The following is a 12,913-nucleotide window of genomic DNA, read 5'->3' on the forward strand; positions in this document are numbered from 1 at the left end:
ATCAGCGGAGGAGCCGCTCCGCCAATTGCATGGTTGTTTGCCGCATCAACAAGAAGGGAGCTATTCCTCGATCGACTCTTGTTCGTCGTCAATCACCTCATCGGCGCCAGCCTGATACCAGCCGGTCAGCGTCTGGGCCAGCTTTTCTACCCCGATGTTGTTCAGCGAGGAGAAGGCTTCCACTTGGATATGCGGGCCCAATGCCGCCACGGCCTGGCGTACCTTGATGACCTGATTGTTGCGCGGGCCCGGGCTCAGCTTGTCGGCCTTGGTCAGCAGCAGCATGACAGGCAGTGCGCGGTGGGCGCTCCACTCCAGCATGTTCATGTCGGTATCTTTGAGCGGGTGACGGATGTCCATCAGGATCACCAGCCCTTTCAAGGACTCGCGACGCTGCAGATATTCAGCCAGGGACTTTTGCCACTTAAGCTTCATTTCCAGCGGAACTTGCGCATAACCGTAACCCGGCAGGTCGACCAGACGCTTGCCCGGCTCCAGCTCGAACAGGTTGATCAACTGGGTGCGACCCGGGGTCTTACTGGTACGCGCGAGGTTCTTGTGCTTGGTCAAGGTATTCAATGCAGATGACTTACCGGCGTTGGAACGGCCGGCAAACGCAATCTCGACACCCCCATCATTTGGCAGGTGACGGATGTCGGGTGCGCTGGTCACAAAATGCACCTTATTGAAATTCAGAGTTTGTGTATCCAACGTAAATTCCCCATAGAGATAGAGGGTTATAGAGTTACTTTTTTGTGAAATCGTGTAAAATGGCGTCGCTTAAACGCGTTTATTTTAACATGCCTTCAGCGGCATGGGATCTGGAAGCCTAATAACGAGAAGTTGGAACGCCATGAAGAACCTAGTCATTACTCTTGCTCTGATGGTTGGCGTAACGGGGATGGCACAAGCCAAGGGCGATGCCGCTGCGGGACAAACCAAGGCTGCCGTTTGCGCGGCCTGTCACGGACCGGACGGAAACAGCCTTGTCGACATGTATCCCAAGATTGCTGGTCAGCACGCATCATATATCAAAAAGCAGTTAGTTGAACTGAAGGCTGCAGCTTCTGGCCAAACTGGTCGGGTTGCTCCCATCATGGGGCCGATGGCGCTTCCCCTGTCCGAGCAGGACATGGAGGACCTGGCTGCCTACTTCTCCAGCCAGAAGGTGACGCCGATCGCCGTGCCCGATGATGCTGTGGCGGCAGGCAAGGCGCTCTACATGGGGGGCGACATGAGCCGCGGTCTGGCTGCCTGTACCGCCTGTCATGGTCCTCGTGGTTCCGGGGTCGAGCAGGCCAAGTATCCGAGCCTCTCCGGCCAGCACCCTGCCTACATCAAGGCCCAGCTCACCGCCTTCCGGGCTGCCGCTCGTGACAATGATCCGAACGGCATGATGCGGGACGTGGCCAAGAAGCTGACCGATCAGGATATCGAAGTGCTGTCCAAATATGTGGCGGGTCTGCACTGATTGTGGTCGTTTATCCAGCCCGTTGATATTGACGAGGAGCCAGCGGCTCCTCGTTTCTTTTTGGCCTTTAACACCATTTGGCCAATTTTTTCTCGCATTGTTGTAAGAGATCTCCCATTCATGAGCCTGGCCAGGGCTTAAAAAATTCGGGAATAATGCTTAGTAATTCATTAATTTCAATATGTTAAATGACAATAGATGGATTATTTCCGTTTGAAAACGTTCCTGGTGGATTGAGCCACTTTATTAAGTTGATACAGTGGATGCATGGAGTGGCCCGCAGGGCAGTTCACGACAGGGATGACGTGAAAGACAGGATGTCGAGGCGGCAGGACGCCACGGAGCCATGCAAGTGGCAGGCAAAGGATTGAAAAACCAGGACGGTGACCGTTCAGGAAGAGCGGGGCTGCGGGACGCAACCACCCCAGAAGATGACCGGACGTCGTCGGCATGGGTCAGGCAAGCACACGCACATTCAGGATCGACCAATTAAGGTCAGGACGACCACACACAAAGATATGATGCGCAGACGTATCACCACGGACAGGGTGATTTGCAGCCAGGGATGGGACTCGCATAAACATATCAAGGCAGCTTCGGCTGCCTTTTTTCTTTTGGGTCATTAACCCGCCCGGTCATTCTGTGTCAAAATACCAGCAACATGCCCAGAGGATGCCGATCCTGCGGTATTTGGCGGTCATTCATGGCCGGATGGGTGCGGGATCCCACTTTTTGTTTCTCGTCCATCACTCCCGGTATCAGCATCCTCCTCGGCCCACATCAGGCCGGGAACGGGTTTCAATCCAGTTATTTGTCGGAGTCAGTCATTCATGTCGGCTAAACAACCCAATCGCAAGCCCGCCGGTAAGCGCAAAGAATCAGAGGCCAGTGCCCAGGAAGGCCGTGAGCGCAAGCGCGCCGCCAAGCGCAAGGGCTTGAAGGCCGGATCCCGCCAGCAAGTCGAGCAGAGCGGCAAGAAAGGCGGTACCAAGCAGGCCAAGGACCCGCGTATCGGTTCCCGCAAGCCGGTTGCCCTGATCGTGGAAGAGAAGGGTGGCAAGCCGGTGGCGCCCAAACCCGCCAAAGAGAAGAAGCTGGTGATGACCCCCGAGCAGGAGCTGGCCTCCATCGAGAATGATGATCGCCTCAATGACCTGCTGGATCGTCTGGATGCTGGTGAAACCCTGGAAGCGACCGAGCAGGCCTGGGTCGATCAGCGGGTCGATCGCTATCAGGAGCTGATGGACGAGCTTGGCATCATCGACAACGATGACGACGAAGACGACATGGACTTTGATGATGCCGACTTTGATGAGCCAAGCCAGCCAGCCTCCGAAGAGGAGCTGTGGGATCGTTTCACTCAGGTTGACTATCAGCCGGAGCCCAAGCCTGAGCCGAAGAAAAAGTGATGAGTGGATGGATGCTGGCCGCCCTGTTGGGCGGCCTGATTTTGTTGGGGCTGGCCTTCTATGCCGGTTCCCTGCTGGCCCGTCTCAAGCGCCAGCACGACAGCCAGCAGCAGGCCATCGCGGCCCGCAATGAGCGTATTCTCGAGAGCGTCAGGGTCATCGCCCACGCGGTACGAGACGGCCAGTGCGACTACTCCGAAGGTGCCATCCGGCTGACCAACCTGCTCGATGCACTGCAGATCAAGGGCGGTCGTGCCTTTGCCGGTGAATTTCCGGGTCTGTACGGTCTCTACGAGAAGGTGAAAGAGATGCCGACCCATGAGGCGAGGCGGGCCCTCAAGCGCAATGAAATCATGAAGATGGATCTCGAACGCAGTGGCTATGAGGCCGAGCTGGAGGCGCAGATCCTCAAGGATGTGGCCCGACTGAAGGATTTTCAGTTAAGCCGGTGAGCCAATAACAACAAGAGGAAGCAAGCGTGCAAGCAGAACAGATTGTGTGGGATCAGGCCCTGATCGAAAAATATAATTACAGCGGCCCGCGTTATACCTCCTATCCCACTGCGCTGGAGTTCAACGAGGGCTTCGGTTATCCGGACTTCGTCCAGGCCGCGAGCCAGTATCCGGCGCGCAACCTGTCGCTTTACGTGCACATCCCCTTCTGTCACAAGCTCTGCTACTACTGCGGCTGCAACAAGGTGATCACCCGTCACCGCCACAAGGCTGACCAGTACCTCGATTACCTCGAGCAGGAGATCAAGGCACAGGCCCCGCTGTTCAAGGAGCGGCTGGTGACCCAGCTGCACTGGGGCGGCGGCACGCCCACCTATCTGGATGAACCCCAGACCCGCCGACTGATGACCATGTTGCGGGAGCACTTCCATTTCGCCGAAGAGGGGGAGATCAGCATCGAGGTGGATCCGCGCGAGATCGAGCTCTCCATGCTGGATGTGCTGCGGGAAATCGGCTTCAACCGCATCAGTCTTGGCGTGCAGGATTTCAACAAGGAGGTCCAGGTCGCGGTCAACCGCGAGCAGGACAACGACTTCATCCGCGCCATGCTGGAGCGAGCCCGCGAACTGGGTTTTCGTTCCACCAACCTGGATCTCATCTACGGCCTGCCACACCAGAACCGTGAGAGCTTCCACCACACCCTGGAAGAGGTGCTCAAGACCGACCCGGCGCGCCTCTCCATCTTCAACTATGCCCACCTGCCGAGCCGTTTTGCCGCCCAGCACAAGCTGAAGGAGGCGGACATGCCGGCGCCGCAGGAGAAGCTGGCCATGCTGCAGGACACCATCGCCTTCCTGACTGGCCGCGGTTACCAGTTCATCGGCATGGATCACTTCGCCAAGCCGGACGACGAGCTGGCGGTGGCCCAGCGTGAGGGCAAGCTGCACCGCAACTTCCAGGGCTATACCACCCAGGGGGATTGTGACCTGCTGGGGCTGGGGGTCTCCTCCATCAGCATGATCGGCGATGCCTATTCCCAGAACCAGAAAGAGCTCAAAGCCTACTATGGCCAGGTAGAAAAGCTGGGGCACGCCCAGTGGAAGGGGTGCTCCCTCAACCGGGACGACCTGATCCGCCGCGAGGTGATCAAGCGCCTCATCTGCGATTTTTCCCTGAACTTTGCCGCCGTCGAGCAGGCCCATGGTCTGGTGTTCAAGGAGTACTTCGCCGAGGATCTCAAGCTGCTGCAGACCTTCATCGATGACGGTCTGGTGCGCATGACCGAAGAGGGGCTGGAGGTGGTCTCCACCGGTCAGCTGCTGATCCGCAATATCTGCATGTGTTTCGATGTCTACCTGCGGAGCAAGGCGCGCCAGCAGCAGTTCTCCCGGGTGATCTAAGCCGGTCGATGCTGTTGGAAAATAAAAAAACCGCCTCTCGGCGGTTTTTTTATTGGGCCTGGCTGTACTCAGCGCTGGGCTGCGCGGGCGCTCAGCTCGGCCTTTTCGCTCTCGCTCAGGAAGGCCAGGGTCAGGCCATTCTGCTGGGCGGTGCGGATCTCGCTCATCGTCATGCCGGCAGCCGGGGCCGCCACCTCGTATTCGTGGGGCAGGTCGATCCCCTCTACCGCCGGGTCGTCGGTGTTGAGACAGGCCAGCACGCCGGCGGCCAGGAACTGGCGGATCGGGTGCTCGCTCAGGCTCGCCACCGTGGTGGTCTGAATGTTGGAGGTGAGGCAGGATTCGATGCCGATGCGGTGCTCGGCCAGGTAGGCCATCAGGGCTGGATCCTGAATCGCCTTGACGCCGTGGCCGATACGCTCGGCCCCCAGCTCGCGAATGGCCTGCCACATGCTTTCGGGACCGGCGGCCTCACCGGCGTGCACGGTGACGCGCATGCCCGCATCGCGCACCCGGCGGAAGTGCTCGGTGAACAGCTCGCCCGGGAAGCCCAGCTCGTCGCCGGCCAGATCGATGGCAACCAGCTTGTCGCGATGAGCCAGGCAGGCATCCAGCTCCTGCTTGCACTGCTCGGTGCCGAAGGTGCGGCTCATGATGCCGATCAGGTTGGTCTTGATGCCGAAGTCGCGGCTACCGGCCGCCACGCCGTCGATGATGGCTTCGACCACACCCTGCGGATGCAGCTTGTGGGTCATCGCCATGTAGGCCGGACTGAAACGCAGTTCGGCATAGTCGATGCCGGCGCGCAGCAGATCTTCCACGTTCTCGTAGGCCACCCGGCGGCAGGCATCGTAGTCGGCCAGCACAGCCACGCCCCAGTCCAGTTTCTTCAGGAAGGCGACCAGGCTCGGCTCGTTCTCGACGATCTGCACGTGCGGGCGCAGCGCTTCGAGTTCGTCTGCCGGCAGCTGGATATTGTGCTGACGTCCCAGCTCGAGGATGGTCTGCGGACGGATGTTGCCGTCCAGATGGCGGTGCAGGTCGGTCAGGGGAAGAGATCTGTCAATCATGATGGCGCCTTCTTCGAGTCGGGTTGGAAAGCCTGCCATTCTAGGCGGGGCTTCCAAAAAAGATACCCCGTTTGAAATCAAACGGGGTCTTATTGGTCGGCGATTTGCCAAGGCGTGATGGGAATCGTTTTTCCTCGGGACTCAGGAGAGGTCGAGTTCCTTCAGCTTGCGGGTGAGGGTATTGCGTCCCCAACCGAGCAGGCGCGCCGCCTCCTGTTTGTGGCCATGGGTATGGTCCAGCGCGGTTTCCAGCATGATCCGCTCGAACTGGGGCAGGGCATCGGCCAGGATGTCGGTCTCCCCCAGCGCCAGCTTGGCGGCGACCCAATCCTGCAACTGCTGCTGCCAGCCGCCGGACAGCGCCGGCTGGCCCGGCTCGGCGGTGCTGGTGATGGGAGTCAACAGCTCGGTGGGCAGGTCGCTCACCAGCACCTCCTGCCCCGAGGCCATCACGGTGAGCCAGCGGCAGACGTTCTCCAGCTGGCGCACGTTGCCGGGCCAGGGCAGACGGCTGATATAGGCCTGGGTATCCGGATGCAGGCTCTTGGCCTCCACGTTCAGCTCCTTGGCTGCCCGCAGCAGAAAGTGACGGGCCAGTTGGGGAATGTCTTCGCGCCGTTCCTTGAGGGCGGGAATGTGGATGCGGATGACGTTGAGGCGGTGGAACAGGTCTTCCCGAAACTCGCCGTCGGCCACCCGTTTCTCCAGGTTCTGGTGGGTGGCGGCGATGATCCGCACATCCACCTGTACCGGCTGATGGCCACCGACCCGGTAGAACTGGCCGTCGGCAAGCACCCGCAGCAGCCGGGTCTGCACATCCAGCGGCATGTCGCCTATCTCGTCGAGAAACAGGGTGCCGCCGTCGGCCTGTTCGAAGCGGCCGTGGCGGATGTTGTTGGCGCCGGTGAAGGCCCCCTTCTCATGGCCGAACAGTTCCGACTCGATGAGATCTTTCGGGATGGCCGCCATGTTGAGGGCGATGAAGTTCTTGTGGGCGCGCGGGCTGTGCTTGTGCAGGGCGTGGGCGACCAGCTCCTTGCCGGTGCCGCTCTGGCCGTTGATCAGTACCGAGATGCTGGAGCGCGACAGCCGGCCGATGGCGCGGAATACCTCCTGCATGGCCGGCGCCTCGCCGATGATCTCCGGGCTGCTGGCCGGATCCTGCTGGCGTGCCTTGCGCTTGGTGCGCTGCTCCTTGAGGTGATTCTCGGCGCGGCGCACTAGAGTCACAGCCTCGTCGATGTCGAACGGCTTGGGCAGGTATTCGAAGGCGCCGCGCTGGTAGGCGTTGACTGCGCTGTCGAGATCCGAGTGGGCGGTCATGATGATGATGGGCAGGTCGGCCTGGCGGCGATGGATCTGCTCAAGCAGGCTGAGGCCGTCGATGCCGGGCATGCGGATGTCGGAGAGGATCACGTCCGGCGAGCGCATCTCCAGCGAGCTCAGCAGCGCCTCGCCATCGGCGAAGCTCTCGCACTCGAAGCCTTCACTGCCGAGGGTGCGCTCCAGCACCCAGCGGATAGAACTATCGTCATCGACGATCCACACTTTTGCTGTCATGACGTTCCCTTATTTGCGAAGCGGTAGAAAGATGGTGAATTCGGTATGGCCGGGCCAGCTGATGCAGTCGATCCGCCCCTTGTGCTGGTCGATCAGATTCTGGGCGATGGAGAGGCCGAGCCCGGTGCCCCCCTCCTTGCCGGTGATCATCGGATAGAAGAGGGTGTCGCGGATGGCATCCGGGATGCCGGGGCCGTTGTCGATGATCTTGATCTCGGCCGCCAGCCGGTAGCGCTGGCCGTGGATGGTGATCTGGAACGCGGTGCGGGTCTTGATGCGGATGAGGCCGGTCTGCTCACCGATGGCTTCGGCGGCGTTGCGCACCATATTGAGAAAGGCCTGCTGCAGCTGGTCCGGCTCCATCTCGAACTCCGGAATGCTGGGATCGTAATCCCGCTCGATGCGTACCGTCGGCGGCAGCTCCAGCTCTACCAGCCGACGCACCTGCTCCAGCACCGAGTGTACGTTGTGCATCTGGTGGCGACCGGGGCGCTGGGGGCCGAGCAGCCGGTCGACCAGCACCCGCAGCCGATCGGCCTGTTCGATGATGATGCCGGTATATTCGCGCAGGGCGGGGTCGGGCAGCTCCTTTTGCAGCAGCTGGGCCGCGCCGCGCAGACCGCCGAGGGGATTCTTGATCTCGTGGGCCAGGCCGCGTACCAGCTCCTTGGCCGCCTGCTGCTGGGCATGTTGCTGCAACTCCTGACTGATCTTCTTCTGCTGGTCGATCTTGCGCAGCTCCACCACCATCAGCCGCTGTTCGTGGTCGGCTAGCGGGCTGACGCTCATTTCCACCAGTCTGGGCTCCCCTTCCACCACCAGGGTGACTTCGCTGTCGGTGAAGCCCTGCCCCGAACTGAGGCACTGCTTGAGACGCTGCAGATCGAGGGAGATATGTTCCAGCAGATGAGGCAGCTCGATGCCGATCAATCGGCGCTGACTGAGGGAGAGCAGTTGCTCGGCGGCGGGGTTGACGAACTGGATGCAGAGCCGTTCATCCATCAGGATGACGGCGGTCAGCAGGTTGTCGAGCAGTATCCTGGCTTGATCCGGGCGGGTTGGCACTGGTTTCTCCCTAAAACGGTGCTATACACCAGCTATGCACCAATGTGGTGCATTTAGTCTACCCGTATCGAGGCACAGGATCATCCCTTGTTGTTGAGCGGGGTCGCTTTGGGGGCTGAATTGATGCTGGCCCGGTGCAGGTAGAAGGTGACTGCCTTGGATTTAGCAAGGATCGTACCGTCTTTGGCGAGCAGCTCGAGCTGGGCCTCGTGGGCACCCCGATCCAGGTTTTCGACCCGGATGGCGAGGGCGTTGTTGACGAGGGGGGCCGCCTTGCCGTCCAGGGTCAGGCGCACGTCATACTGGGTGGGCGGCTGGGGCCTGACCTGGCCCTGGAACACCACGTTGCCAGTGTTGTCGCGCAGGGTGCTGCCCTGTTCCGGGGAGAGCAGTTCGATCACCAGCTTGGCCGCTTCCTTCTCTTTTTTGGCATCGACACCGGTCAGGCTGTTGAAATTGTCCACCTGGACCGAGCGGGGGGCAGTGCCGATGAAGGGGGCGACGCGCAGATCTACCTCCTTGGCCTTCTGTCCCGGGGGCGGAGCATCCGTGTAGTGGACGACCCCCTGGTTGTCGGTCCAGGAGTATACCTTGGCGGCCTGGGCGGCACTGGTGGCCAGCAGCAACAGGCTCAGCATCCATACTGGGTAGGCGGTTTTCATCCATCTCTCCTTGACGGGATTCTGCTTAATCCTATCAGAGAAAAAACCCGCCTGTCGGCGGGTTTGGTCAAGTTCTGAGCTGGGATCCGGATTAAACGGAGTAGTACAGTTCAAATTCCAGCGGGTGCGGGGTCATGCGCACACGGTCAACGTCCTGCTGCTTCAGCTCCAGATAGGAGTTGATGAAGTCGTCGCTGAACACGCCACCGCGGGTCAGGAACTCGCGATCCGCATCCAGCGCGGCCAGGGCTTCGTCCAGAGAGCCGGCCACGGTCGGCACTTCGGCAGCCTCTTCCGGCGGCAGATCGTACAGGTTCTTGTCCATGGCATCGCCCGGATGGATCTTGTTGATGATGCCGTCCAGACCGGCCATCAGCTGGGCAGCGAAGGCCAGATACGGGTTGGCAGCCGGATCCGGGAAGCGGACTTCGATGCGGCGCGCTTTCGGGCTCGGCACGACCGGGATACGGATGGAGGCAGAGCGGTTGCGGGCGGAGTAGGCCAGCATGACCGGTGCTTCATAACCCGGTACCAGACGCTTGTAGGAGTTGGTGGTCGGGTTGGCGAAGGCGTTGATGGCCTTGGCGTGCTTGATGATGCCGCCGATGTAGTGCAGCGCCATCTCGGACAGACCGCCGTACAGGTCGCCGGCGAACAGGTTGACGCCGTTCTTGGCCAGAGACTGGTGGCAGTGCATGCCGGAGCCGTTGTCACCGAACATGGGTTTCGGCATGAAGGTGACGGTCTTGTTGTAGGCGTGGGCCACATTGTGGATCACGTACTTCAGTACCTGTACTTCGTCAGCCTTCAGGGTAAGGGTGTTGAAGCGGGTGGCGATCTCGTTCTGACCAGCAGTGGCCACTTCGTGGTGGTGAGCCTCAACGACCTGGCCCATCTCTTCCAGCACCAGACACATGGCGGCGCGGATGTCCTGAGAGGAGTCGACCGGAGCAACCGGGAAGTAACCGCCCTTCACGAACGGACGGTGGCCTTTGTTGCCGTGCTCGTAGTTGGTACCGGAGTTCCAGGCGGCTTCTTCGGATTCGATCTTCACGAAGCTGTGACCCATGGTGTTCGAGAAGGTGATGTTGTCGAACATGAAGAATTCCGGCTCCGGCCCGAACAGCACGGTGTCGGCGATACCGCTGGCTTTCAGGAAGTCTTCGGCACGTTTGGCGATGGAGCGCGGATCGCGGTCGTAACCCTGCATGGTAGCGGGTTCCAGCACGTCACAGACGATGTTCAGGGTGGTCTCTTCGGTGAACGGGTCCAGCTTGGCAGAGGCAGGATCCGGCATCAGCACCATGTCTGATTCGTTGATGCCTTTCCAGCCGCCGATGGAGGAGCCGTCGAACATCTTGCCGTCTTCGAAGAAATCTTCGTCGACCTGGTGGGCTGGGATGGATACGTGCTGCTCTTTACCCTTGGTATCGGTAAAGCGCAGGTCGACAAACTTGACTTCGTGTTCCTGGATCAGGGCCAAAACGTTCTGGGCTGACATGCTAAGTAACCTCCGGTGTTAAAACTCTTAGGGTGAATGCGTCATCACATTCACATAAGCCAGTATCGTGCCAAGTTTGTGACAGCTTGATTTCAGGGCATTTGCGACTACGGGCCTGCCCCGAGACTCGCTATCTCAGCGCGTTACGCCTCAAAGTAGTGCAACCTTGGATCGTTTTGGTGCACTAAAATGGTGCGTGGTATACGGTCGGCCCCTATCTAAGCAGGCTTTGATGAGAAGGTCTATGATCCTGATCCCCTGTTATGCGCGAATGTACTGCAATTCTGCTAGGCAGATCACAAAGGCGAGAGTACAATTAGCGCCCAATTTTACCCGGTGATTTGAGGCGAGAATGTTAGAGAATTTACGCAATATTGCGATTATTGCGCACGTTGACCACGGCAAAACCACGCTGGTGGACAAGCTGCTGCAGCAATCCGGCACTCTGGATCGCACCAGCGAAGGTCAGGAACGGATCATGGACTCCAATGATCTGGAACGGGAACGTGGCATCACCATTCTCGCCAAGAACACTGCGATCCGCTGGAACGACTACCGCATCAACATCGTGGATACCCCGGGTCACGCCGACTTCGGTGGTGAAGTTGAGCGTGTGCTCTCCATGGTTGACTCCGTACTGCTGCTGGTTGACGCCGTTGACGGCCCGATGCCGCAGACCCGTTTCGTGACCCAGAAGGCGTTCGCCCAGGGTCTGAAGCCGATCGTGGTCATCAACAAGATCGACCGTCCGGGTGCTCGTCCTGATTGGGTAATGGATCAGGTCTTCGATCTGTTCGACAACCTGGGCGCCACCGATGAGCAACTGGACTTCAAGGTTGTTTACGCCTCTGCACTGAACGGTTGGGCCACCCTGGATCAAGACGTCGAGTCCGAGAACATGGAACCCCTGTTCCAGGCCATCGTCGACAACGTGGAAGCGCCTGCCGCCGACACCGACGGTGCCTTCCAGATGCAGATCTCCCAGCTGGACTACAACTCCTACGTGGGAGTTATCGGTATCGGCCGCATCACCCGTGGTCGCGTCAAGACCAACCAGCAGGTGACCGTGGTGGGTGCCGATGGCAAGACCCGTACCGGCAAAGTTGGCCAGGTGCTGGGCTACCTGGGTCTGTCCCGTACCGAAGTGGCCGATGCGCAAGCTGGCGACATCATCGCCATCACCGGTCTGGGCGAGCTGAAGATCTCCGACACCATCTGCGACAACGGTGCCGTTGAAGCGCTGCCGCCGCTCTCCGTTGACGAGCCGACCGTGAACATGACCTTCCAGGTCAACACCTCTCCGTTCGCCGGTAAAGAGGGCAAGTTCGTGACCTCCCGCAACATCCTGGAGCGTCTGAACCAGGAGCTGGTCCACAACGTGGCCCTGCGTGTGGAAGAGACCGACGATCCGGACAAGTTCCGTGTCTCCGGCCGTGGTGAACTGCACCTCTCCATCCTGATCGAAAACATGCGTCGCGAAGGTTACGAGCTGGCGGTATCCCGTCCGGAAGTTATCCTGCGCACCGTGGATGGCGTTCTGCAAGAACCGTTCGAAACCGTAACCGTGGACGTGGAAGAAGCACACCAGGGTTCCGTTATGGAGCAACTCGGCCTGCGTAAGGGCGAGATGACCAACATGACTCCGGATGGCAAAGGCCGTGTTCGCCTCGACTTCATGATCCCGAGCCGTGGCCTGATCGGCTTCCAGACCGAGTTCATGACCCTGACCTCAGGTACCGGTCTGCTGTACCACACCTTCGACCACTACGGTCCGCACAAGGGTGGCAGCATCGGTGAGCGTCAGAACGGCGTGCTGATCTCCAACGCTACCGGCAAGGCGCTGACCTATGCCCTGTTCGGTCTGCAAGACCGTGGTCGTCTGTTCATCGGTCACGCGACCGAAGTATACGAAGGCCAGGTGATCGGTATTCACTCCCGCTCCAACGACCTGACCGTCAACTGCCTGAAGGGCAAACAGCTGACCAACATGCGTGCCTCCGGTACCGACGAAGCCCAGGTGCTGACTCCGCCGATCCGCATGTCTCTGGAACAGGCTCTGGAGTTCATCGACAACGACGAACTGGTTGAAGTCACTCCGAAGAGCATCCGTATCCGCAAGAAGCTGCTGACCGAGCTGGACCGCAAGCGCGCCGGTCGTGCTTGATCCGCTGCATCAGCGATGAAAAGAGGCCTGCGGGCCTCTTTTTTTATGGTCGTTTCCCGCAGAAGGAGCCACAGTCGCGCCCGGACGAGTCGCATCCGGCCGGCTCGCGGGTGGTCAAACGGTGACGGGATCTGACACAATGTCGGCATGATGAAGACA

At 59.9% G+C, this 12,913-nt stretch carries 11 protein-coding genes; 5 read left to right on the forward strand and 6 right to left on the reverse strand.

The features are described from left to right. Nucleotides 1–60: 60 nt before the first annotated feature. The gene (yihA, locus tag G5134_RS14710) at nucleotides 61–711 is read right to left on the reverse strand and encodes a ribosome biogenesis GTP-binding protein YihA/YsxC (protein ID WP_005307794.1); all 651 of its coding nucleotides are present in this window, start codon (nucleotides 709–711) and stop codon (nucleotides 61–63) included. Between the two features lie 142 nt (nucleotides 712–853). Here yihA and G5134_RS14715 point away from each other — a divergent pair, with 142 nt between their 5' ends. The 4 genes from G5134_RS14715 to hemN all read left to right on the forward strand — a co-directional run bounded on the left by G5134_RS14715 (nucleotide 854) and on the right by hemN (nucleotide 4,732). After that, nucleotides 854–1,471 (forward strand): c-type cytochrome, encoded by a 618-nt coding sequence (locus G5134_RS14715; RefSeq protein ID WP_005307797.1) that lies wholly within the window; start codon nucleotides 854–856, stop codon nucleotides 1,469–1,471. A gap of 830 nt (nucleotides 1,472–2,301) precedes the next feature. Next, nucleotides 2,302–2,880, forward strand: a complete 579-nt coding sequence (gene yihI, locus G5134_RS14720) for a Der GTPase-activating protein YihI (protein ID WP_026141129.1) — start codon at nucleotides 2,302–2,304, stop codon at nucleotides 2,878–2,880. 11 nt (nucleotides 2,881–2,891) lie between these two features. Next, the gene (locus G5134_RS14725) at nucleotides 2,892–3,332 is read left to right on the forward strand and encodes a DUF2489 domain-containing protein (protein ID WP_005307801.1); all 441 of its coding nucleotides are present in this window, start codon (nucleotides 2,892–2,894) and stop codon (nucleotides 3,330–3,332) included. Nucleotides 3,333–3,358: 26 nt separating this feature from the next. After that, on the forward strand, nucleotides 3,359–4,732 hold the full coding sequence (gene hemN, locus G5134_RS14730) for an oxygen-independent coproporphyrinogen III oxidase (RefSeq protein WP_065017233.1): 1,374 nt from the start codon (nucleotides 3,359–3,361) through the stop codon (nucleotides 4,730–4,732). Between the two features lie 68 nt (nucleotides 4,733–4,800). Here the strand turns inward: hemN and add are convergent, their stop codons facing one another. The 5 genes from add to glnA all read right to left on the reverse strand — a co-directional run bounded on the left by add (nucleotide 4,801) and on the right by glnA (nucleotide 10,590). After that, nucleotides 4,801–5,802 carry an adenosine deaminase gene (gene add, locus G5134_RS14735; protein ID WP_065017234.1) on the reverse strand — a complete coding sequence of 334 codons (1,002 nt, stop codon included), beginning with the start codon at nucleotides 5,800–5,802 and terminating at the stop codon, nucleotides 4,801–4,803. A 141-nt stretch (nucleotides 5,803–5,943) separates the two neighbouring features. Further along, nucleotides 5,944–7,362, reverse strand: a complete 1,419-nt coding sequence (gene glnG / locus G5134_RS14740) for a nitrogen regulation protein NR(I) (RefSeq protein WP_005307804.1) — start codon at nucleotides 7,360–7,362, stop codon at nucleotides 5,944–5,946. A gap of 9 nt (nucleotides 7,363–7,371) precedes the next feature. Beyond that, a complete protein-coding gene (gene glnL, locus G5134_RS14745) occupies nucleotides 7,372–8,427 on the reverse strand; it encodes a nitrogen regulation protein NR(II) (RefSeq protein ID WP_005307805.1) in 1,056 nt (351 codons plus the stop codon). An 80-nt stretch (nucleotides 8,428–8,507) separates the two neighbouring features. Then, a complete protein-coding gene (locus tag G5134_RS14750; RefSeq protein WP_005307806.1) occupies nucleotides 8,508–9,089 on the reverse strand; it encodes a DUF4124 domain-containing protein in 582 nt (193 codons plus the stop codon). Nucleotides 9,090–9,180: 91 nt separating this feature from the next. Continuing rightward, a complete protein-coding gene (gene glnA / locus G5134_RS14755; RefSeq protein WP_005307807.1) occupies nucleotides 9,181–10,590 on the reverse strand; it encodes a glutamate--ammonia ligase in 1,410 nt (469 codons plus the stop codon). A 352-nt stretch (nucleotides 10,591–10,942) separates the two neighbouring features. On the opposite strand from glnA, the gene typA reads away from it, so the two are divergent. Further along, nucleotides 10,943–12,754: a translational GTPase TypA gene (gene typA / locus G5134_RS14760; protein ID WP_005307808.1), complete on the forward strand. Its 1,812-nt coding sequence runs from the start codon at nucleotides 10,943–10,945 to the stop codon at nucleotides 12,752–12,754. Nucleotides 12,755–12,913 lie beyond the last annotated feature (159 nt).

Origin of the sequence: Aeromonas sp. 600276, assembly GCF_049175815.1 — a bacterium.
Classification (GTDB): Bacteria; Pseudomonadota; Gammaproteobacteria; order Enterobacterales; family Aeromonadaceae; genus Aeromonas; species Aeromonas dhakensis.

Excerpts from the sequence above, each read along its gene's own strand:
- G5134_RS14715 (WP_005307797.1), top strand. The coding sequence starts at position 854 with ATGAAGAACCTAGTCATTACTCTTGCTCTGATGGTTGGCGTAACGGGG.
- yihI (WP_026141129.1), top strand. The coding sequence starts at position 2,302 with ATGTCGGCTAAACAACCCAATCGCAAGCCCGCCGGTAAGCGCAAAGAA.
- G5134_RS14725 (WP_005307801.1), top strand. The coding sequence starts at position 2,892 with ATGCTGGCCGCCCTGTTGGGCGGCCTGATTTTGTTGGGGCTGGCCTTC.
- add (WP_065017234.1), bottom strand. The coding sequence starts at position 5,802 with ATGATTGACAGATCTCTTCCCCTGACCGACCTGCACCGCCATCTGGAC.
- glnG (WP_005307804.1), bottom strand. The coding sequence starts at position 7,362 with ATGACAGCAAAAGTGTGGATCGTCGATGACGATAGTTCTATCCGCTGG.
- G5134_RS14750 (WP_005307806.1), bottom strand. The coding sequence starts at position 9,089 with ATGAAAACCGCCTACCCAGTATGGATGCTGAGCCTGTTGCTGCTGGCC.
- glnA (WP_005307807.1), bottom strand. The coding sequence starts at position 10,590 with ATGTCAGCCCAGAACGTTTTGGCCCTGATCCAGGAACACGAAGTCAAG.
- typA (WP_005307808.1), top strand. The coding sequence starts at position 10,943 with ATGTTAGAGAATTTACGCAATATTGCGATTATTGCGCACGTTGACCAC.